This is a genomic window from Streptomyces sp. NPDC005791 (assembly GCF_042871485.1).
In the GTDB taxonomy this organism is placed as follows: Bacteria; Actinomycetota; Actinomycetes; order Streptomycetales; family Streptomycetaceae; genus Streptomyces.
In genome coordinates this window covers 523,606-544,333 of record NZ_JBIAIP010000003.1, presented here as the reverse complement: position 1 = coordinate 544,333, position 20,728 = coordinate 523,606, and the positions used below count along the sequence as shown (strand labels likewise).

Genomic DNA, 20,728 nt, shown 5'->3' with positions numbered 1-20,728 from the left:
CGATACTGGATGTATCGGGGTGATCCCGACAACGCGGCGAGCGTGCGTGCCAGGCGTCGCCAGGCAGGCGGGACTTTCGAAACACGCCCTAGCGGTCGCTCTCGCCCCGGACGAGAGCGAGCAGCCGGTCAAGCACGTGGGATCCGCCCGCCCGCACACCGTCGTGCTCGTATTCGCTGGTCACCCATGTGCGCAGGCCACGGATCGAGGCGGCGGTGCGCAGCGCGTGGCCGGTGTCCACGTACATGTCGTCGTGATAGACGGCGGCGGCCACCGGAACCTCGTTGGCCGCGAGCCGCTCGGCGTCGTACAGGACGGGCCAGTCGGTGCGGGCGGCGAGCAGATCCGCCGTCTCCCGCAGGGGGCGCAGTGCGGGGTCGACGTCGAAGTGCCAGGGATGGATGCTCTCGCCGGTGAAGAGCACGGGACCGTCGCCCGCCAGCGCGACAGTGGCGTCGAACTGCGGGAACTCGGCACGGACGCGTTCGGCCGACCAGTCGGTGGGCCGCGCGCCCTGACCGTAGATCGCCTCGTGCAGGAGGGCGTACAGCGGGTGGCCCGCGAATGAGGTGGCGGTGCGCATGGCCTCCTGGAAGGCATCGGACAACTCGACCCCGTGCGGTCCGTCGACGAACGCGTTCTCGAGGAGGTAGTGCAGCTGGTGGCTGCCGTTTCCGCCGCCCAGCATGATGCCGAGGGACTGGAATCCCTCGGGTGTCAGGATGTGGCCGGCGCTGTCCGGGCGGTGCTCGGCGAGGTACCGGGCGATCGCGCGGGCACGCGCGACGTCCTGCGGGTAGCGGGCGTAGTGCGCGGCGACCTTACGCTCGATCCGTGGGTAACCGGCCCGGTAGACATCGTCGGCGTGCGCGTCCAGAGAGGGCAGACCACCGGTGATCAGGACGGCTGCGAGCCCTTCCGGGGCGGCCGACAGGTAGCGGACGGCGCAGAAGCCGCCGAAGGACTGCCCCAGGACGGTCCAGGGCGCGCCGCCGGTGAGCCGGGGGCGGATCAGTTCGCAGTCGCGGACGATGCTGTCGGACCGGAAGTGCGCGAGGTAGTCGGCCTGCTCACGCGCGCCGCCGCGCAGCGGCAGTGTCTGCCGGTTGGCGGGGGTGGACAGGCCGGTGCCGCGCTGGTCCAGGAGCAGCACTCGGAACTCCCGCACCGCCCGTCCCAGCCAGGCTTCCGTGCCGACGAAGCGGCGGGCGCCGAAACCGGGGCCGCCCTCCAGATAGACAAGCCACGGCAGGTCCTCCACAGCTGTCCCGGTCGCCAGGGCTTCACGGCCGAAGATCTCGATCGTCTCGCCGCCCGGATCGTCATGGTCGAGCGGGACGGTGAACCGTCGGTCGGTGAGGACGATGCCCGGCTGGCGATAACTGTGCAAGGGAACTCCTGTGTCCGGTGTTTCCCCGACAGTTCAGCACACCACCGTGACCCGGTCGGTCGCGGCCCGTGTGCGCCCCACCACTGCGGCTCCTACCGTGCAGTCGTGACCGCGGGGCCGAGCCGCACCCTATTACCAGCGTTTGCCATTAATCCGCGTATGCAACTATTGTCTACGCCAGTAACCATCGCACGCGGATCGACTTCGACCGGCCCCACCAGCCCCGGCACCGCCCGGTCCGACCCCACGAAAGGTTCCACCATGCCCACGGCCCCCACCGTCACGCTCAACAACGGCGTCACGATCCCGCAGCTCGGATTCGGTGTGTTCCAGGTGCCCGACGACGAGACCACCACCGCGGTCGCCGACGCACTGGAGGCCGGCTACCGCTCGATCGACACCGCCGCCGTGTACGGCAACGAAGCAGGCGTGGGCCGCGCGCTGGCCGAGTCCGGGCTCGCCCGGGAGGAACTGTTCGTCACGACGAAACTCTGGAACGCGGACCAGGGATACGACGCCACTCTCGCCGCCTTCGACGCGAGCCTGGCCAAGCTCGGCCTCGACCATGTGGACCTCTACCTCATCCACTGGCCCACCCCGGCCCGCGACCTCTACGTCGACACCTGGCGCGCCCTGGAAAAGCTGCTGGCCGACGGCCGGATCCGGGCGGCCGGGGTCTCCAACTTCCAGCCCGCGCACCTTCGCCGCCTGCGAGAGGAGAGCTCCCTCGTCCCCGCGGTCAACCAGATCGAACTGCACCCCGGGCTCCAGCAGAGCGAGCTGCGCGCCGTACACGCGGAGTACGGCATCGCCACCGAGGCCTGGAGCCCGCTGGCGCAGGGCGCGCTGCTGGACGACGAGGTGCTCACCTCCCTCGCCGAACGCCATGGCAGGACGGCGGCCCAGGTGGTCCTGCGCTGGCACCTCCAGCTCGGCAACGTCGTGATCCCGAAGTCGGTCACGCCCGCCCGCATCCGGCAGAACATCGACGTGTTCGACTTCGAGCTCTCGGCTGCCGACATGGACGCGATCGCGGGTCTGGACCGCGGCATGCGCACGGGCCCGGACCCCGACACGCTCAACTGACCCGTGACGAGGTGACTTCGGCCGGCCGCGGCCTGTCGGATCCGGGCGGGCGCTCAGCGCCTGCCCGGCCGCATGCCGGACCGGCGGGGACGTGTCTCGCCGGCCACCGTCCGCGCCGGCAGCCGCTGCCACCCCCGGGCCGCTCCAGCAGGCCTGCGGCCACGGGGTGGCGACGCAGGGCCGAGCCAGTCCTCGTACACGGTGCGAGGGGTGGCGACGCAGGGCGAGCCTCGTCCACGTGCGCAACGCGTCGTCGACCTCCGGCTCCGTGCAGACGCGACCTGACCCGAAGAGCGTGTTCGCGAGGTACGTCAGCGACTGCTCGCGGTGGGGCGGCTTCCGGGGGACCGCTGTCAGGCGTCCGCCCGGGAAGAGTGCGGCCACCTGCCAACCGCGGGGGTCCTGTCGGACATCGCGGAAGCCCCACAGGTGTGGGCCGGACAGACTACGCGTTTCCCCCGGGCAACGAAAGCTTCTTGACGTTCGGGCCGACCGTCGTACGGTGTGACCATTCATTCACCCTCACGACATGAGGCGGTCCCGCATGGCCCTGTTCGATCTTCCCCTCGATGAACTGCACGTCTACCGCAGCCGGTCCGTGGAGCCGGAGGACTTCGACGCCTTCTGGTCGGCCACGCTCGCCGAGGCCGGAACCCACGACCTGGACGCCCGCTTCGAGCGGCGCGCCGGCCTCGGTCTCGTCACGGTCGACGTCTACGACGTGACGTTCGCGGGCTTCGGCGGTCACCCCGTCAAGGGCTGGTTCATCATACCGGCGGGGACCACCGAACCCCTTCCGGTCGCCGTGGAGTTCATCGGGTACGGCGGCGGGCGGAACCTGCCCCACACCCACCTGCTCTGGGCGTCGGCCGGCCTGGCCCACTTCGTGATGGACACCCGGGGCCAGGGCAGCGGCTGGGCCCCGGGCGACACCGCCGACCCCGTCGGCTCGGGCCCTTCACTGGCCGGATTCATGACCCAGGGCATCGAGGATCCTGCCACCTACTACTACCGCAGAGTGATCACGGACGCCGTGCGCGCGGTCGAGGCGGCCCGTTCGCACCCGCTGGCCGACGCGTCGCGTACCGCTGTGATCGGCGCGAGCCAGGGAGGCGGCCTCGCCCTCGCGGCCGCCGGGCTGGTGCCCGACCTGGCGGCCGTCATGCCGGATGTGCCGTTCCTCTGCGACTTCCCCCGGGCCACCCGGATGACCGACCGCAAGCCGTATCGCGAGATCGGCGACTACCTCAAGACGCACCGGGGCAGGGCCGAGCAGATCGACAGGACGCTCACCTACTTCGACGGCGTCCACTTCGCCACGCGGGGGCGGGCACCCGCACTGTTCTCCGTCGCCTTGGAGGACCTGACCTGCCCGCCGTCCACGGTGTTCGCCGCGTACAACGCGTACGCGCACGCCGACAAGGAGATCGAGGTGTACGACTTCAACGACCACGAGGGCGGCGGAGCGTTCCAGCACGCGAAGCAGCTCACGTGGCTGCCGGGGCTGCTGAAGGCCTGACGGTCGCGCGTGACCCTGACCTCTTGACCTGCCTTGCGGACGGAGCCTAGGTTCTCCGGGAGAAAGCGCTTGCTGTACGGGTGAGCGCCCCTCATCTCCGCCTGAAGGGGTGTTTGTCACGACCAGTAGTCCTTCGCATCAGGGGCCTGTGCGGGTCGCGATCGTCGGCACGGGCGCGATCGCGCGTGGCAGCCATCTGCCCGCGCTGACCGCGCTCGCCGCCGGGCAGCCGTTGGAGATCGTCGCCGCGGTCGATGTCGACGCGGCCTCGGTCGAGGCGTTCTGCACCGATGCCGGGCTCGCGCACCCGTACACCGACCTCGACCGGATGCTCGCCGAGCAGCGCCCGGACCTGGTCACCCTCGCGACTCCGCCCCGGTTCCACCGCGACCAGACCGTGGCCGCGCTGCGCGCCGGGGCGTGGGTGTGGTGCGAGAAGCCTCCGTGCCCGTCGCTGCGGGACTTCGACGCGATCGAAGCGGCCGAGGGCTCCGGTGGCGACGGCCCGTACGCCGCGATCGTGTTCCAGCACCGCTTCGGCTCGGGCTCCAGGCACGTCCGGGAGCTGCTCGCCGCACATGCCATGGGCCGGCCCCTCGTGGCTCACTGCCAGACCACCTGGTACCGGGACGAGGCCTACTACTCCGTCCCCTGGCGCGGCAGTTGGAGCAGCGAGGGCGGCGGGCCCGCGATGGGGCACGGCATCCACCAGATGGACCTGCTGCTCGATCTGCTGGGGCCGTGGACGGAGATCCGCGCGATGGCGGGGCGCCTGGTGCACGACGTGGAGACGGAGGACGTCTCCACGGCGCTGATCCGCTTCGAGAACGGCGCGATGGCCACCGTGGTCAACAGCGTCCTCAGCCCGGACGAGGTCAGCCGGATCCGGATCGACTGCGAGCGGGCGACGGTCGAACTCACCCATCTGTACGGACATCGCAACGCGGACTGGCGGATCACACCGGCCCCTGGAGTCACGTCGGAAGAGGCGGACGTCTGGCGGGACTTCGGCCCCGACGTACCCAGCTCGCACGAGGCGCAGCTCGAGGGCCTGCTGGAGGATCTGCGGGCCGGACGCAGGCCTCGGAGCAGCGGCACGGACGGCCGCAAGAGCCTCGAACTGGTCGCCGCGCTCTACAAGGCCGCCTTCACGGGGGGCACCGTACGGGCGGGCGAGATAGGCCCCGGCGATCCGTACTACGGAGCGTTGCACGGCAACGCCCCCGGCTGGGCGCCGGAACACCTGGTGCGGCCCGCGGAGGTCCCGGCATGACCCGGGCGGTGGAGCTCGTCCACCGGCACGGCGACCACCTCTCCGTCGTGGCGACGGGCAGCGGGGTGGAGCTGCTGCGCTACGTCTACCGCGCCGAGGACGCGTGGGAGGCCCCCAAGCCGTACATCCATCCCCTGCGCACCCTCTCCGGGCAGGTGGTGACCGGATACCGGCCCAACGACCACCGCTGGCACAAGGGGCTGCAGATGACCGCCTCGCATCTGTCGGGCGCGAATCTGTGGGGCGGCAACAGTTATGTGCACGGCGAGGGGTACCTCGCCCTGCCCGAGCGCGTCGGTTCCATGGCGCACACCGGCTTCGACGAGGTGTCGGTGCACGACGGCGGGGTCTGTTTCACGGAACGGCTGACCTGGCATCCCCGTGGAGGGGAGCTGTGGGCCGAGGAAGCGCGCCGTATCGAGGTGCACGACATCGACGCCGAGGGCGGCAGCTGGGCACTGACCTGGTCGTCCACGGTCACCAACCGGCGCGAGGAACCGTTGCGGTTCGGCAGCCCGACGACTCACGGGCGCCCGGACGCGGGGTACACCGGGCTGTTCTGGCGGGGGCCACGCGCCTACCGCGACGGGCGGATCCTCACCGAGGACGGCGAGGGTCCGGACACGATGGGGCAGCAGTCCCCGTGGCTCGCCTACAGCGGTGAGCACGACGAGTCCGACGGGTTCGCCACGCTCGTCTTCGTCCACTCCCCCGAGAACGACCACACCGGCGCGGGCGGCTCGCATCCGGCGCACTGGTTCGTGCGCAGCTCCCCCTTCGCGGCCGTCGCTCCGTCGTTCGCCTTCCACAAGGAGCTGGTACTGGCTCCAGGGGCGGCCCTGGCCCGCCGCTACCGGGTGGTGGTGGCCGACGGGTCCTGGGACCGCGAACGGATCGCCTCCGAGGTCGGTGCGCTCTCCTGGTAGCGCCGCCTCAGCTCTTCTCGGCCGGGGAGAGGACGAAGACCGGGATCTCCCGGTCGGTCTTGGTCTGGTAGTCGGCGTAGTCGGGGAACGCCTCGACGGCGCGGCCCCACCACAGGGCCTTCTCCTCCCCCGTGACCTCGCGGGCGACCATGTCCCGCACCGCGGTCCCGTCCCGGAGCTCCACCTCGGGGTCGGCCTGCACGTTGTAATACCAGACCGGGTGCTTCGGGGCGCCGCCGAGGGAGGCCACCACGGCGTACTCCCCGCCGTGCTCGACCCGCATGAGCGGGGTCTTGCGGAGCTTGCCGCTCCTGGCGCCGCGCGTCGTCAGGAGGATGACGGGCATGCCGCGCAGAGTGGTTCCCTGCGTTCCGCCGGAGCTCTCGATGAGCTCGACCTGCTCACGGACCCACGTCGTCGGGCTCGGCTCGTAGTCGCCCTCGATCGGCATGACACATTCCTCTCGTCGCAGTGCTGAGGTCGTGTGCCCATCATGTCTCGCTCCGGGAGAAGGAACACGCGGGGACACCGGCGTACAGCGCGCCCGCCCCGCCTCGTCTCATTATCTGGACAGCCGTGAGACGACCACGGCGTAGATCCGCCCACAGAAACCGAGCCCCTTCAGCACCATACGTCCCTTTATTTCCGGAATATCCTCTTGCCCCGATCCAGGGGCGCCCGAGCACAGGCCGTACCGTGGGGGCAGCGCAGTAAGCCAAGCCTTACCCCGCTGCACTCTCTGCCCGTGCTCGTCCGCCCTATCGGTCTAAGGAACAACACTCCATGACACGCCCCGTCCGCGTCGCCATCGTCGGAGCCGGTCCCGCCGGAATCTACGCAGCGGACGCGCTTCTCAAGTCCGAGGCCGCCCAGGAGCCGGGCGTATCGATCGACCTGTTCGAGCGCATGCCCGCACCCTTCGGCCTGATCCGGTACGGAGTGGCTCCGGACCACCCGCGGATCAAGGGCATCGTCAAGGCGCTGCACCAGGTACTGGACAAGCCGCAGCTGCGGCTGTTCGGCAATGTCGACTACCCCAACGACATCGGCCTGGACGACCTGCGGTCCTTCTACGACGCCGTGATCTTCTCCACCGGCGCCGATGCCGACCGCGCCCTCGACATACCGGGCATCGAGCTCGCCGGCTCCTACGGTGCGGCCGACTTCGTCGCCTGGTACGACGGACACCCCGACGTACCGCGCACGTGGCCCCTGGAGGCCGAGAAGGTCGCCGTGCTCGGCGTCGGCAACGTGGCCCTGGACGTGGCACGCATCCTGGCCAAGACGGCGGACGAGCTGCTCCCGACCGAGATCCCCGCGAACGTGTACGACGGGCTCAAGGCGAACAAGGCGCTCGAGGTGCACGTCTTCGGACGGCGCGGGCCGGCGCAGGCGAAGTTCAGCCCGATGGAGCTGCGCGAGCTGGACCACTCGCCGAACATCGAGGTCATCGTCAACCCCGAGGACATCGACTACGACGAGGGCTCGATCGCCACGCGGCGGGAGAACAAGCAGGCGAACATGGTCGCCTCCACGCTGGAGAACTGGGCGATCCGTGACGTGGGCGACCGCCCGCACAAGCTGTTCCTGCACTTCTTCGAGTCCCCGGTGGAGGTCGTCGGCGAGGACGGCCGTGTCGTCGCCCTGCGCACGGAGCGGACGGAGCTGGACGGCACGGGCAACGTCAAGGGCACGGGCAAGCACACGGACTGGGACGTGCAGAGCGTCTACCGCGCGGTCGGCTACTACTCGGAGGAGCTTGCGAAGCTGCCTTTCGACGTCGTCTCCGGCACCGTCCCGCACGCGGCCGGACGCGTACTGACGGGTGACGAGCCCATGCCATCGGTGTACGTCACCGGGTGGATCAAGCGCGGTCCGATCGGCCTGATCGGGCACACCAAGGGCGACGCCAACGAGACCGTGGCCTGCCTGCTGGAGGACCACGCCGCCGGCCGGCTGCCCGCCCCCACGCAGCCGGGCCCCGACGCCGTCGTCGACTTCCTGGAGCAGCGCGGCGTCCGGTACACCACCAAGGAGGGCTGGCACCGCCTGGACGCCCACGAGCAGGCGCTCGGCGCCGAGCAGGGCCGTGAGCGCGTCAAGGTCGTGGAGCGTACGGCCATGCTGGACGCGTCCGGAGCCTGACAGCCGGCGCGAGACCCCGCGCCCCCGCGGCCCCTCACCGAAGAGGGTTCCGGGGGCGCGGTGCTGTCCGAGGGCGCGTCAGCCGGACCAGTGCCGTGGCAGGTGTGCTCGTCGTGGGCGGAACGGGTTCACCCCGAGGCCGTAGACTCGCCGAATGGCCAAGTACTTCGATGTGCACCCCGAGAATCCCCAGCGACGCACCATCACCAGCGTGGCCGAGAGCATCCGCTCCGGGGCCCTCGTCGCGTATCCGACCGACTCCTGTTACGCCCTCGGATGCCAGCTGGGCAGCCGCGACGGGATCGACCGCATCCGGTCGATCCGGAACCTCGACGACCGCCATCACTTCACTTTGGTGTGTCAGAACTTCTCGCAGCTCGGCCAGTTCGTCCAGGTCGACAACGATGTGTTCCGCACGATCAAGGCGGCGACGCCCGGGAGTTACACGTTCATCCTTCCCGCCACCAAAGAGGTGCCGCGGCAGTTGCTGCACCCCAAGAAGAAGACCGTCGGTGTGCGGATCCCGGATCACACCGTCACGCAGGCACTCCTGGCCGAGCTCGGCGAGCCGCTGCTGTCCAGCACGCTGCTCCTGCCGGACGAGGAGGAGCCGCTGACGCAGGGCTGGGAGATCAAGGAGCGCCTCGACCACGTCGTGGACGTGGTGCTCGACTCCGGTGACTGCGGCACCGAGCCGACCACCGTCATCGACTTCTCCGGCGGAGACCTGGAAGTCGTACGCCGTGGAGCCGGCGACCTGACCCGGTTCGAGTAGCACGCCGCCCGCACGGTCACTCCGCGCTTCCGGCGCTGCTGCTGAGATGCGCGGACCCCCGGGTGACTGGTTCGGTGGAGGGGTCCGCTCCGCCCGAGAGCCAGGGAGTGATCATGAGCGAGTCAGAAGACGTCCGGGGCCGTCTGCGGCAGATGCGTGCCCGGGCCGAGGATCTCGAGAAGGCCGCCGAGCAGACCACCGACCCTGCGGAGCGCCGTCGCCTCCAGGCTGAAGCCCATCGGCTCGAATCGGAGAGCGTGCAGGTCAGTGGTATGGCGAGCGGAGACATCTACGCCATGGAGTAGGCCGGGGGCGCGGCTCCGGGGGCTGCGGGGCGGAGCCGCGCTTGCCCTCACCGGGGTGGCGTGTTAATACCGGTGTTGAGGCGACATGCGGTGGCGCAGGTACGCGGCCACCGGGCTTCCTCTCCCTTGCCCGTCCGCCTCCTGACCACGCTCGACGAAGGGGTCCCGGTGACGTACATGAGATGGCAGGCGTTCCTGGAAGCCGTCCAGGAGCGCGGCGCCTACGCCTAGACCGTGGAGGCGGAGCGCGCGGCGCGCGTGGTGCTGGCGCTGCTCGGGGCGCATCTGGTCGGCGAGGAGCGGAACGAGTTGGCCGCCCGGTTGCCGGAGACGTTCGCGCTCGTTCTCCTGAACCCTCTGCAGGCCGCCGAACCGCTCAGCGCCGAGCGGTTCGTGCGGGCGGTGTCCGCGTGGATCGAAGGAGCGAACGAACAGACGGCGGCCTGGGACACCGGTGCCGTCCTCAGCGTGGTGGCCGACGCCTCGGGCGAGGAACTGCTCCGACGCCTGCTGCTGCAACTGCCTCCGGGGTACGACCTTTTGTTCGGTCACCCTGTCAGCGGCTGACGATCAGCCCAGGCCGGCGATCCGCGCGAGCCGCCGCATCGAGTCCGCAAGCGCTTCACGGTCGTACGAGCTCGTGGTGACCAGCACCTCGTCCGCGCCGGTCTCCTCGATCACCGACTCGAGTCCGGCCGCCACCGCGTCCTCGGTTCCCGCCAGGTGTCCGCGCAGGCCGTCTTCGAACAGGCCCCGCTCCTTCTCGGTCATGGGCAGTGCTTCGATCCGTTCGGCCGGCGCCAGCGGCGGGAACGAGCCGTGGGTCCGCGAGTACGCCATGGACCACGCTTCCGGGACCAGCAGGCGTCGCGCTTCCTCCACGGTACCGGCGACCGCGACGGTGCCGGCCACGATCACATAGGGCTCCTGGGCCCACACGGAAGGGCGGAACGCCCTGCGGTACCCGTCGACCACTCGTTTCAGCTTCTCGCGGCCACGGAGATCGCCCACGACGACCGGCAGTCCGGCAGCCGCGGCGATGGCCGCGCCCTGACCGGTCGCCAGGACGAACGGGGGGATGCGCAGGCCCTCCGCGGGTCGCGCATGGACCTGGGGATGGGCCTGCTGCGTGCCGTCCAGCCATCCGAGGAGCTCGGCGACCTGCCCGGCGAAGGCGTCGGCGTCCTCCTTGTCCCGGCCGAGGGCGCGGCGGATCCCGTCGGTGAAGCCGACCGAACGCCCCAGCCCCATGTCGATCCGGCCGGGGAAGAGGGAGGCGAGCACCCCGAACTGCTCAGCCACCACGAAGGGCTGATGGTTCGGCAGCATGACTCCGCCGGTTCCGACCCGGATGGTGGAGGTCGCGGCCGCGACGGCGGCTGCCAGGACCGTGGGCGCCGAGCCGGCCACCCCAGGGACGCCGTGGTGCTCGGACACCCAGAAGCGGTGGTAGCCGAGCGCCTCGGCCGTGCCTGCCAACGTGACGGTGTCCCGCAGCGCCTGCGGGTGGTCGTGCCCCTCGCGGGTGCGGGAACGGTCGAGGAAGGAGAACCGGGTCGATGCGATGGATGAACTCACGCCTGGTTCAACGCGGCGGGCGCGCCGTGATTCCCCGTGCCGCCACCCGGTCGGTGCCGTGCTGCCGTGGCGGTGATCTCGGCGGGTGTGTCGCGGAGGCCGAGGCGCAGGTGCTCGACGTGGTAGAGGGCCTGGTCGAGGAGTTCGGCGACGTGATGGTCGTACAGGGCGTACACGATGGAGCGCCCCTGGCGCTCGCCCGCGACCAGCCCGAGATTCCGCAGCAGGCGTAGCTGGTGGGAGCAGGCGGACGGCTCCATCTCCACCGCTTCGGCCAGATCACCGACCGCGCAGGGACCCTCCTGGAGACGGGCCAGGATCCGCAGCCGGGAGGGTGTTGCCAGCGCCTGGAGCGTCGAGGCGACACCCTCCGCCCCGACGGCGTCCAGCCGCTCGCGGGTGGTGGCGGTGCTCTGCTCGTCGCGTCCGTGGCCCATGACGCCATTCTACGTATGACACATGAAGACCTGTTCATATATTCCTGTACGGTGAAGCTGTCGTCGTTCCCGCCGCCCGCGAAGGGGGCTGCTCCGCCATGCCCGCTGATGTCCTGCCACGTCCCTCGCGTACCGCTGCCCCCGGCGCCGGAGGCATCCCCCGGCGTCGCACGCGCGTGCTCGCACTGACCGAAGCCCGCTGGGCGGGAGCGGCCCTCGTGCTCTTCCTGGCCGCGCTCCCTCTGGAGCTCACCGGCGCCCCCGGCTGGACCTGGGGCCCGATGTACGCCCTCGTGTACGCCGCCGGAGGCTGGGAGCCGGCACTGTCGGGCCTGCGGGAACTGCGGGAGAAGGTCCTGGACGTGGACCTGTTGATGATCGTGGCGGCGCTCGGCGCGGCCTCGATCGGACAGGTGATGGACGGGGCGTTGCTGATCGTGATCTTCGCGACCTCCGGTGCGCTGGAGGCGCTGGCCACCGCGCGTACCCAGGACGCGGTCCGCGGACTCCTCGACCTGGCCCCCGCCACCGCCTCCCGCATCACCGCCGGCGGCGACGAGGAAAGCGTCGCCACCGGGGACCTCGCGGTCGGTGATGTCATCCGGATCCGCCCCGGTGAACGCGTCGGCGCCGACGGCCGGGTTCTCGACGGTGCGAGCGAGGTCGACCAGGCCACCATCACCGGCGAGCCGCTGCCCATGGCGAAGGAGCCCGGGGACGAGGTGTTCGCCGGAACGCTGAACGGCACCGGCACACTGAAGGTGGCCGTCGAGCGGGACGCCTCGGAATCGGTGATCGCCCGGATCGTGGCGATGACCGAGGAAGCCTCCCGGACCAAGGCCCCCACCCAGCTGTTCATCGAGAAGGTCGAGCAGCGCTACTCGCTCGGGATGGTGGCCGCCACCCTTGCCGTCTTCCTCGTACCCCTCGCCTTCGGCGGCGACGTCACCGGCAGTCTGCTGCGCGCCATGACGTTCATGATCGTGGCCTCCCCCTGCGCCGTGGTCCTGGCGACCATGCCGCCCCTGCTCTCCGCCATGGCCAATGCGGGACGCCACGGCGTCCTCGTCAAATCCGCCGTCGTCATGGAACGCCTCGGCCAGACCGACACGGTGGCACTGGACAAGACCGGAACCCTCACCGAGGGAACCCCCCACGTCACCGGAGTCCACCCCCTGCCCGGGGCCGGACTGACCGAGGACACGCTGCTGGCCCTGGCCGCCGCCGCCGAACACTCCAGCGAGCACCCACTGGCCCGCGCCGTCGTGCACGCCGCGCAGGAGCGGGGGCTGTCGCTGTCGCCGGCCTCGGAGTTCATGTCGGCGCCCGGCACCGGTGTCACGGCCACCGTCGACGGCCACCGGATCTCGGCCGGCTCACCCGCCCGGCTGCTGCGCGGCACCGCCACACCGGCGGCGGACCAGGCCGCCGCCGTGGCGGCCGGACTGGAGGAGACCGGACGCACCGCGGTGCTCGTCCTGCGTGACGGCCTGCCGGTCGGAGTCCTGGGGATCGCCGACCGCATCCGGCGCGACGCGGCGGCGACCGTCGCCTCACTGGCCCGCCTGACCGGCGGCATCCCGATGCTGCTGACCGGCGACAACCCGCGCGCCGCCGCGCGGCTGGCCGCCGAGGCCGGAATCACCGATGTCCGGGCGGGCCTCCTCCCCCAGGACAAGGCCGCCGCCGTGCGCGAACAGGAGCAGGCCGGTCGCAAGGTGCTGGTCGTGGGTGACGGCGTGAACGACGCGCCCGCGCTGGCCGCCGCGCACATCGGTATCGCCATGGGGCGTGCGGGCTCCGACCTCGCGCTGGAGACCGCGGACGCCGTCATCATCCGTGACGAACTGGCCGCTGTACCCACCGTGGTGGCCCTGTCCCGGGCGACCCGCCGACTGGTCGTGCAGAACCTGGTCGTCGCCGGCGTCTTCATCACCGCCCTCGTCGTCTGGGACCTCGTCGGTCATCTGCCTCTTCCGCTGGGGGTCCTGGGGCACGAAGGTTCCACCGTCATCGTGGGCCTCAACGGTCTCCGCCTGCTGCGCGAATCCGCCTGGAATAGGGCGGCCGCCCAGGGCAGGGCCGCGATGCCGCCGGCCGTCCGGCCGGCTGCCGAAACCGGCTGACAGGCCGTCATGGAGGGCAGGAACTGCCCGGCCGCACCGCCCGACTTCTCCGGCGCCACTGTCTGGTGGGGCGACCCCGAACGCGACTGGGGCCAGGCCACCTTCGAGGGCGGTGACATCATGCCGGTCGGTAACGGTGTCGTCCTCATGGCCATGAGTGAACGCACCGCAACACCCAGACCACCGATCTGCTGCGCGCGGCGGGGGTCGAGCTCATCACCATCGTCGGCGGGGAACTGGGCCGCGGCCGGGGCGGCGGCCACTGCATGACCTGCCCCCTCGGCCGCGATCCGGTGGACTTCTGAACCGGCCGGTTTCCCGGCCCGGGCCCCATCGGAGCCATGCCGGCACGAACGGTGGCGCACGTCGTGCGCCACCGTTCGTGCCTCCGCGTGCGTCAGCAGGTCCGGGACACGTACCCCTTCTCACCTACGGGGAGCACGTCGAGGTCGCGCAGGACGAGGGAGATCCTGTCGCCCCAGGCCGAGCAGCTCTCGTCGAAGCCCACTTCACCCTCGCCCTCGTACTCGATGGCGAAGACGCGGTCGTCGTAAGCGTCGGCGTACGCGTCGCATTCGTCGAACTGGGCGCATTCCTCCGTCACCGCGAAGTCGAAGCCGATCGCGTCGTGCCGGTCGAGCAGGTCGGTGGTGTTCTTCTGGCCGATCGCGAGGCCGTCGCTGTGCGCCCGTGCGGCCAGCACCTCGGCGAAGGCGGCGTTGTGCTCCTTCGTCAGCTTGCCCTTCGAGCGTTCGAACGAGTCGAGGTTGTCCGGCTCCACCGCCTGGAAACCGCTCTCCGCGCAGCCGTCGATCCACTCCCCGACGATCTCGGCGAGCTGGGTGCGCTTCGCGGCCGTCGAGGTGTCCAGAAGGACCTCGTCCCAGCCCTCGTCGATGATCAGCTCCCCGTCGCCGTCACGCAGCAGGAGGCCGGGGTGGGTGTCCTGCCACCACTTCAGAGCGCGGGGTTGTGTCTGGAAGGCGTTGACGTAACAGACGTTGTACAGGCCGGGGACCGGATCGTCCTCGCGGTCGCGGGACACCGCCCGCACCCCGTCGGGCGGCGTGTAGCCACCGCCGATCTGGTAGTCGAAGTTCATGCCGGCCGTCGGCAGGAGCACCTCGGCGGCCGCCGACGGCCGCTCTGGGCCGGCATCGGCGGCCGCCCCGCCCGCGGCGGCACAGCCCGCCAGTACGCCGGCCCCGAGGGCGGCGGCCAGAACCGTCGCCACGCCGGCCACCGCACGCCTGCGGCGGAAGAACAGGGAAAGGGCGCGGCGGGCCACACGTACTCCAGGTGCCAGAGAGCGGGAAGAGGACCCTATGTATCCTCCGTCACCGCTTCCGCGACCGGCTCCCCGGGGGCACGGCTGCACGCGTCGTCCGCCGGGTGCGGCAGCGCAGACGCTGCCGCAAGCCGGACGTCGTGTGCGCAGTTCACACGGCCGTGCGTTCGTGCGAGCCAGGCCGATGTCGCGGTAGGCATCGCTTTCCGCACCTCCCCCTCCGCGCCGGATTGCGTCGTGCCGGTGACTTCACCCCTCCACTTCGGCGACTCGGGTGAGAAGCTCCTCCCGGCCGATGGCGTCGGTCCGCGTCGACGGCACCGTGCAGGCGTAGGCACCGGCCACCGTCCCGTACAGGGCGCAACGCCGCGGGGGTTCGCCGTGCAGGAGACCGAGGAGGAACCCTGCGGCGAACGCGTCGCCCGCGCCGTTGGAATCCACCACCGGAGCGGGCGGAGTGACGGCGGGCGTGTGCGTCAGTTCGCCGTCGTGCAACAGGTACGCCCCGTCGGCACCCGCGGTCGCGACGACGGCCTGCGCCCTTCCTCGTGCGGTGATGTCCCGCATGGTGCGCTCGGGATCGGCCAGAGCGGTGGTCGACAGGAACACCACGTCCGCCTGGAGGGCGAACGCCTCGTGATAGGTGTCGACGCCGTCCCAGTTGTGCAGATCGGTGGAGACGGTCACACCGGCCTCATGGAGCAGCGGCAGCGTGAGGGCACACGGATGCGTGATGACGACGTGGGCGTGGCGGGTGACCCCGGCGAGTTCACGGACCGTCGGTTCGTCGAACCGGTCGGTGTCGTGCGAGCGGGTCGTGTCGTACAGGGACAGCCGCCGCCCGTCGGGTCCGACGAGGTTGACCGCGCGCTTCGTGCCGCCCGAGGAGAACGCCTCGGTGAGCGCGATGCCCCGCTCACGGTGGAGGGTGCGGACCAGGTCCCCCTCGTGGTCGTCACCGATCACGTCGAGGTGGTGGGTGCGCAGGCCGAGGGCGTGCACCCCGAGCGCGACGAAGTCGCCGCTCTGTCCCGCGCGGGTCTCGATGCCCGGACGGATCATGTAGCTGTCGGCGAAGGGAAGCGGCAGCTCGGGGACGTGGACGATGGTGTCCACGCCCGCGCCACCCAGTACGAGGACGTCGGTCTGCTTGCGCATGTGCGTGGTCGTACCTCTCGGTGCGGGGAAAGGAGATCCGTGAGTCACGGTTCGGTTGTCGGCCGGGGGACCCGGACCGATCGCGACGCGCAGGGCGGATCCTGCTCCGCCCTGCGCGTCGTCGTGCCGTGTTGACGCACGGGCGGGTCAGTTCGTCCCGGATCCGGTGTGCGGCGCCGGCGCCGCACGGGCCGTCGGTGTGGCTCGGACGGTGCCGTCGTCGCCGACCGTGCCGGTGACGGTCTTCTCGCCGAGTGGTGCCGCCTGCGACGACTGCCGGGGTGCGAGCACGGTGAGACACGCGACGGCCCACACTCCGAACGGGATTGCGCCGACCAGGCGGAAACGGTGCTGCACGTACGGCTCCTTCGGCAACAGGGCACAGTGGCGCCCTCGAAGGCAGCCACGCGCCAGGCCGCCACAGGCGGGAACGCCTGGCAGCCTGCCGCCCTTCGTGTGCAGCCGTCAAGCATTTCCGCAAGTCCTTACAGGACTTTGCGCAAGTCCGTGCAGCGGGCAACTGCCCTCGGTACACGGGGAAGTGGTCAGGAGGACGGTGGTGGCAGGAGGTCCGCGGCCCTCCGTAGTTCCACGGCGTGCCGGGCCAGATCGGTTTCGCCGCCCCGGTCCGCCGGCATGGCCGCCATCAGAGCGAGCCGGTCACGCCAGCTGTTGCCGGCCAGCGGCACGGCGACGGCGTTCATCCCCGGCACCGACTCGCCGGCACTGTCGGCACGGCCGAGGGCCCGGATCCCGGCCAGCTCGGCGAGCAGGGCGGTACGGGATACGACGGTGCGGCTGGTGACACCGGGCAGTCGCTCCTGCGGATAGAGGGCGCAGACCTGTTCGGCGGTCAGCCGGGCGAGCAGTACCTTGCCCGCCGCGGTGGCGTGGGCGGGGTGGGCGCGGCCCGTCTCCAGGACAGCTCGCACGGGGTGACGCGACTCCCGGCCGTCCGTGATGATCACTTGGTCGCCGATCAGGGCAGCGGTGCTGATCGTCTCGCCGGTGGCGGCGGCCGCCGCGTCCAGCACCACCTGCAGGCGGGCCCTGATCTCGGGGCCGTAACCGGCCGGACGGCCCAGTGTGACCAGTTCCGGGCCCGCGGAGTAGCCCCGGCCAGAGGTGTCGCGGGTGGCGAAGCCGCGCGATTCGAGGGTGCTGAGCACACGGTGTGCGGTGGAGCGGGCCACTTCCAGTTCCCTGGCGGCCTCGGTGACCGAGAGGGTGTCGTGGGTGAGGAAGAGACGCATCAGGCGCAGCCCGGTGTCCAGCGACTCGATGATGTAGCTCCTGGGGTCGGCCACGGGGTCCTCTCGGTCAGGTCACGGGGCCGTGTTCGAGGTGCGGCGCCCGGCACCCATCATTCCGGGCGCCCGGACGGCCGAGTGACCACCGTCCGGGTCCGGTTCGGTGCCGTGACGAGCCGCGAGCGGTCCGAGGGGCAGCGGATCGGCTACCAGGCCGAACCGGCTGCGAAGTTCACGGCGTTCACGGCCTGCCCCTCAAGAGGGGCCCGGCCCGCCGGTACCCCGGCCGCCCTGGGCATACGGTCATCCGTCATCGCGCTGGCGGCGGCCGGGCAGCATCTCCTGCACCTTCGACTTGAACCCCTGGCGGATCATGCCGGCCCGGTCACTGTCCCCCTTGACGATCGCTGTGGCCGCGGCCTCGATCTGCTCGAAACTCGCGTGGGGCGGGATCGGGGGCACAGCGGGGTCGGTGCGGAAATCGATGACGAAGGGGCGGTCGGCAGACAGTGCCTGCCGCCACGCGGCTTCGACCTCTCCCGGCTTCTCCACCCGCACACCGTCGAGCCCGATGGAACGGGCGAAGTCGGCGTACGGAACGTCCGGGATGGACTGGGACGGCAGGAACTGCGGGGCGCCGGACATGGCTCGCATCTCCCAGGTGACCTGATTCAGGTCCTGGTTGTTCAGCACCGCCACGATCAGCCGCGGATCACCCCACTCGGGCCAGTACTTCGCGGCGGTGATCAGCTCGGCCATTCCGTTCATCTGCATCGCACCGTCCCCTACGAGGGCGATCCCCGGGCGGCCGGGATGGGCGAACTTGGCTCCGATGAGATAGGGGACGCCCGGCCCCATGGTGGCGAGCGTGCCCGAGAGGGACCCGCGCATCGACCCGCGCATCCGCAGGTGCCGGGCGTACCAGTTCGCCGCGGAACCGGAGTCGGCGGCAAGGATGACGTCGTCCGGCAGCAGTGCGTCGAGTGCGTGCACGACGTATTCGGGGTTGACCGGATCAGCTTCGACGGCGGCCCGGCGTTCCATGACGTCCCACCAGCGAGCGGTGTCCTTCTCGATCTTCTTGCGCCACGCACCGTGCTTCCTGCGCTTCAGCCGCGGCAGGAGTTCCCTCAGCGTCTCCTTGGCGTCGCCGACGAGATTCACCTCGAAGGGGTAGCGCAGGCCGACCATGAAGGGGTCGATGTCGATCTGTACGGCGCGGGCCTGATCCAGGTCGGGCAGGAACTGGGTGTACGGGAAACTGGACCCCACGACCAGGAGCGTGTCGCAGTCCCGCATCAGCTCGTAGGACGGCCGGGTGCCGAGCAGACCGATGGAACCGGTGACGTACGGCAGGTCGTCGGGCAGCGCGTCCTTGCCGAGCAGGGCCTTGGCCACGCCCGCGCCCATTAGCTCGGCGACGTGTTCGACCTCGGCCCGCGCGCCCCGGGCTCCCTGCCCGATGAGGACCGCCACCTTCTCACCGGCGTTGAGGACCTCGGCGGCCCGGGCGATGTCGTGCGCCGCGGGGACCGGCGTGTAGTCGGCCATTCCCAGGCTGGAGGGGACCATCTTGAACGCGTGGGTCGGCGGGGAGTAATCCAGTTCCTGCACGTCGGCGGGGATCACGAGGGCGGTGACCGTGCGCTTGGCGTACGCGGTCCGCACGGCGCGGTCGAGGGCGTTGGGCAGTTGCTCGGGGACGGTCACCATCTCGCAGTAGTCGGAGGCGACGTCCTTGTAGAGGCTCAGCAGGTCGACCTCTTGCTGGTAGGAGCCGCCCATGGCGCTGCGATTGGTCTGCCCGACGATCGCCACCACCGGGACGTGGTCCAGCTTGGCGTCGTAGAGGCCGTTGAGCAGGTGGATCGCCCCCGGCCCGGATGTGGCCGCGCACACTCCGACCTTTCCGGAGAACTTGGCGTACCCCACGGCTTCGAAGGCGGCCATCTCCTCATGCCTGGCCTGGACGAACCGGGGGCGGTCCTCGGCCCGGCCCCATGCGGCCAGGAGGCCGTTGATGCCGTCGCCGGCGTATCCGAAGACATGGTCGACGTCCCATTCGCGGAGCCGTTGCAGGATGAAGTCGGACACCTTGATCGACATGGTGCATGGCCTTTCGTAGGGATCGGACCCGCACGGGCTCGCCTAACCACTGACGTCACATGAAAACCCGGCGCTCCGGATCAACGGGCTTGCCATGGCCGGGGTTCGTCCCAAAGATTCCGGGAGTCGGATCATCGCCCCGGCAAAGGATCCGCCGGGGTTCCGCCGAGCGCCTCAGGCTCGGCGACCCGCTTCTTCGACAGAGACACCGGTTCCCCTGGAAACAAAAGGCATTTAGGTTAGCCTAAGCTAATGTGAAGCGTGAGACTTGCGGGTACGGCCCCCTGGCCGGCCGGGCTCCAGCCCGCGCGCAGCTCTCGGAACAGGGTGGGGACAGATGAGACGACCGGCCGGCACACAGCGCGGGAACGTGGCTCCTCCCACCGGGTCGCTCGGCCGGCCGGAGGAACCGCCGGGCGACGTGGTCGTCGTCAAATTCGGCGGCAGTGCCATGGTGGACGCGAGCCTGCAGCGGACGTTCGCACAGGACGTCGTGGAGCTGCGACGTTCGGGCCTGCGCCCTGTCGTCGTGCACGGGGGCGGCCCGCAGATCAGCACCATGCTCGATCGCCTCGGCCTCGAGACCCACTTCGAGGCAGGCCTGCGGGTGACGACACCGGAGGCCATGAAGGTGGTGCGCATGGTGCTGACCGGGCACGTCCAGCGAGACCTGGTCGGCCACATCAACGCCCATGGGCCCTTCGCCGTGGGCCTCTCGGGCGAGGACGCGCACACCATGACAGCAGTACGGCGGCCGGCCTGGGTCGACGGACGGCCCGTGGACATCGGTCTCGTCGGCGACGTCGTGGAGGTGCGGCCCGGCATGCTGCACGCGCTTCTGGAGCAGGGGCACATCCCGGTGGTCTCCCCTGTGGCGCGCGGCGAGGACGGGCAGGTCTACAACGTCAACGCCGATCTCGCCGCGTCGGCCCTGGCCGTGGGCCTCGATGCCGAGCGTCTGGTGATGCTCACCGATGTGGAAGGGCTCTACTCGGACTGGCCGCACAGCACCGAGGTGATCGAGCGGGTGACGGCAGGTGCGCTGCACGCGCTGCTGCCGGACCTGGCAACCGGCATGCTGCCCAAGATGGAAGGCTGTCTGCGGGCCGTCCGCGGCGGCGTACGCCGGGCACACGTCATCGACGGCCGCGTGCCTCACGCCGTCCTGCGCCGCGTCCTCGACGGGACCGGTCCTGGGACCACGGTGGTTCCCGACGACAGCGGGGACCCGGCCGCCGATCATGTGCGGGAGTCCCGGCACATACGTACCGCGGCCTTCCCTTCGGCAAGGGATCACAGTGCCATGAATATGACAGCCACGATCGGATCGGGGTCATCCCGTTGACGTGCCATCAGCTCTCCGCCC

The 20,728-nt window shown here is 70.6% G+C and carries 19 protein-coding genes and 1 pseudogene; 11 read left to right on the top strand and 9 right to left on the bottom strand.

The features are described 5' to 3' along the window. Nucleotides 1-88 precede the first annotated feature (88 nt). Nucleotides 89-1,390, bottom strand: a complete 1,302-nt coding sequence (locus ACFYSH_RS09480; RefSeq protein ID WP_388751644.1) for an alpha/beta fold hydrolase — start codon at nucleotides 1,388-1,390, stop codon at nucleotides 89-91. 261 nt (nucleotides 1,391-1,651) lie between these two features. On the opposite strand from ACFYSH_RS09480, the gene ACFYSH_RS09475 reads away from it, so the two are divergent. The 4 genes from ACFYSH_RS09475 to ACFYSH_RS09460 all read left to right on the top strand — a co-directional run bounded on the left by ACFYSH_RS09475 (nucleotide 1,652) and on the right by ACFYSH_RS09460 (nucleotide 6,194). After that, entirely contained in the window at nucleotides 1,652-2,476 is an 825-nt protein-coding gene (locus ACFYSH_RS09475; RefSeq protein ID WP_388751642.1) for an aldo/keto reductase, read from the top strand. A gap of 544 nt (nucleotides 2,477-3,020) precedes the next feature. Then, entirely contained in the window at nucleotides 3,021-3,995 is a 975-nt protein-coding gene (locus ACFYSH_RS09470; RefSeq protein ID WP_388751670.1) for an acetylxylan esterase, read from the top strand. Nucleotides 3,996-4,104: 109 nt separating this feature from the next. Continuing rightward, entirely contained in the window at nucleotides 4,105-5,268 is a 1,164-nt protein-coding gene (locus tag ACFYSH_RS09465) for a Gfo/Idh/MocA family oxidoreductase (RefSeq protein WP_359471864.1), read from the top strand. After that, nucleotides 5,265-6,194, top strand: coding sequence for a PmoA family protein (locus ACFYSH_RS09460; protein ID WP_388751640.1), 930 nt, complete (start codon nucleotides 5,265-5,267; stop codon nucleotides 6,192-6,194). Before ACFYSH_RS09465 ends, ACFYSH_RS09460 begins: the two co-directional genes overlap by 4 nt. 7 nt (nucleotides 6,195-6,201) lie before the next feature. Here the strand turns inward: ACFYSH_RS09460 and ACFYSH_RS09455 are convergent, their stop codons facing one another. After that, nucleotides 6,202-6,645, bottom strand: a complete 444-nt coding sequence (locus ACFYSH_RS09455; RefSeq protein ID WP_359471859.1) for a nitroreductase family deazaflavin-dependent oxidoreductase — start codon at nucleotides 6,643-6,645, stop codon at nucleotides 6,202-6,204. 332 nt (nucleotides 6,646-6,977) lie between these two features. Here ACFYSH_RS09455 and ACFYSH_RS09450 point away from each other — a divergent pair, with 332 nt between their 5' ends. The 4 genes from ACFYSH_RS09450 (at nucleotide 6,978) to ACFYSH_RS09435 (ending at nucleotide 9,986) form a co-directional block, all read left to right on the top strand. After that, nucleotides 6,978-8,339 carry an FAD-dependent oxidoreductase gene (locus ACFYSH_RS09450; RefSeq protein WP_388751638.1) on the top strand — a complete coding sequence of 454 codons (1,362 nt, stop codon included), beginning with the start codon at nucleotides 6,978-6,980 and terminating at the stop codon, nucleotides 8,337-8,339. Nucleotides 8,340-8,493: 154 nt separating this feature from the next. Further along, nucleotides 8,494-9,114, top strand: a complete 621-nt coding sequence (locus tag ACFYSH_RS09445) for an L-threonylcarbamoyladenylate synthase (RefSeq protein ID WP_359471855.1) — start codon at nucleotides 8,494-8,496, stop codon at nucleotides 9,112-9,114. Between the two features lie 113 nt (nucleotides 9,115-9,227). Beyond that, on the top strand, nucleotides 9,228-9,419 hold the full coding sequence (locus tag ACFYSH_RS09440; protein WP_388751636.1) for a DUF6381 family protein: 192 nt from the start codon (nucleotides 9,228-9,230) through the stop codon (nucleotides 9,417-9,419). Nucleotides 9,420-9,653: 234 nt separating this feature from the next. After that, nucleotides 9,654-9,986: a DUF2267 domain-containing protein gene (locus tag ACFYSH_RS09435; RefSeq protein WP_388751634.1), complete on the top strand. Its 333-nt coding sequence runs from the start codon at nucleotides 9,654-9,656 to the stop codon at nucleotides 9,984-9,986. A gap of 3 nt (nucleotides 9,987-9,989) precedes the next feature. Here ACFYSH_RS09435 and ACFYSH_RS09430 read toward each other — a convergent pair whose 3' ends face one another. Together ACFYSH_RS09430 and ACFYSH_RS09425 are read right to left on the bottom strand one after the other, a co-directional pair. Then, nucleotides 9,990-10,997, bottom strand: coding sequence for an MsnO8 family LLM class oxidoreductase (locus ACFYSH_RS09430; protein ID WP_359471851.1), 1,008 nt, complete (start codon nucleotides 10,995-10,997; stop codon nucleotides 9,990-9,992). Beyond that, the gene (locus ACFYSH_RS09425; protein WP_359471849.1) at nucleotides 10,994-11,434 is read right to left on the bottom strand and encodes a metalloregulator ArsR/SmtB family transcription factor; all 441 of its coding nucleotides are present in this window, start codon (nucleotides 11,432-11,434) and stop codon (nucleotides 10,994-10,996) included. Before ACFYSH_RS09425 ends, ACFYSH_RS09430 begins: the two co-directional genes overlap by 4 nt. 98 nt (nucleotides 11,435-11,532) lie before the next feature. Here ACFYSH_RS09425 and ACFYSH_RS09420 point away from each other — a divergent pair, with 98 nt between their 5' ends. Beyond that, nucleotides 11,533-13,560, top strand: coding sequence for a heavy metal translocating P-type ATPase (locus ACFYSH_RS09420; protein ID WP_388751631.1), 2,028 nt, complete (start codon nucleotides 11,533-11,535; stop codon nucleotides 13,558-13,560). 39 nt (nucleotides 13,561-13,599) lie between these two features. Next, nucleotides 13,600-13,865: pseudogene (locus ACFYSH_RS09415) on the top strand (arginine deiminase family protein); the annotation flags it as partial. Between the two features lie 92 nt (nucleotides 13,866-13,957). On the opposite strand, the gene ACFYSH_RS09410 reads toward ACFYSH_RS09415, so the two are convergent. From ACFYSH_RS09410 to ACFYSH_RS09390, 5 genes are all read right to left on the bottom strand, one after another. Continuing rightward, nucleotides 13,958-14,848 (bottom strand): endo alpha-1,4 polygalactosaminidase, encoded by an 891-nt coding sequence (locus tag ACFYSH_RS09410; RefSeq protein WP_359471844.1) that lies wholly within the window; start codon nucleotides 14,846-14,848, stop codon nucleotides 13,958-13,960. A gap of 249 nt (nucleotides 14,849-15,097) precedes the next feature. Next, on the bottom strand, nucleotides 15,098-16,006 hold the full coding sequence (locus ACFYSH_RS09405) for an adenosine kinase (protein WP_359471842.1): 909 nt from the start codon (nucleotides 16,004-16,006) through the stop codon (nucleotides 15,098-15,100). 147 nt (nucleotides 16,007-16,153) lie between these two features. Next, the gene (locus tag ACFYSH_RS09400) at nucleotides 16,154-16,363 is read right to left on the bottom strand and encodes a hypothetical protein (protein ID WP_359471840.1); all 210 of its coding nucleotides are present in this window, start codon (nucleotides 16,361-16,363) and stop codon (nucleotides 16,154-16,156) included. 188 nt (nucleotides 16,364-16,551) lie between these two features. Next, on the bottom strand, nucleotides 16,552-17,313 hold the full coding sequence (locus ACFYSH_RS09395) for an IclR family transcriptional regulator (RefSeq protein ID WP_359471838.1): 762 nt from the start codon (nucleotides 17,311-17,313) through the stop codon (nucleotides 16,552-16,554). 246 nt (nucleotides 17,314-17,559) lie between these two features. After that, on the bottom strand, nucleotides 17,560-19,362 hold the full coding sequence (locus tag ACFYSH_RS09390) for a thiamine pyrophosphate-requiring protein (RefSeq protein WP_359471836.1): 1,803 nt from the start codon (nucleotides 19,360-19,362) through the stop codon (nucleotides 17,560-17,562). Between the two features lie 337 nt (nucleotides 19,363-19,699). On the opposite strand from ACFYSH_RS09390, the gene argB reads away from it, so the two are divergent. Continuing rightward, nucleotides 19,700-20,707, top strand: coding sequence for an acetylglutamate kinase (argB, locus tag ACFYSH_RS09385; protein WP_359471834.1), 1,008 nt, complete (start codon nucleotides 19,700-19,702; stop codon nucleotides 20,705-20,707). The last annotated feature ends 21 nt before the right edge of the window (nucleotides 20,708-20,728 follow it).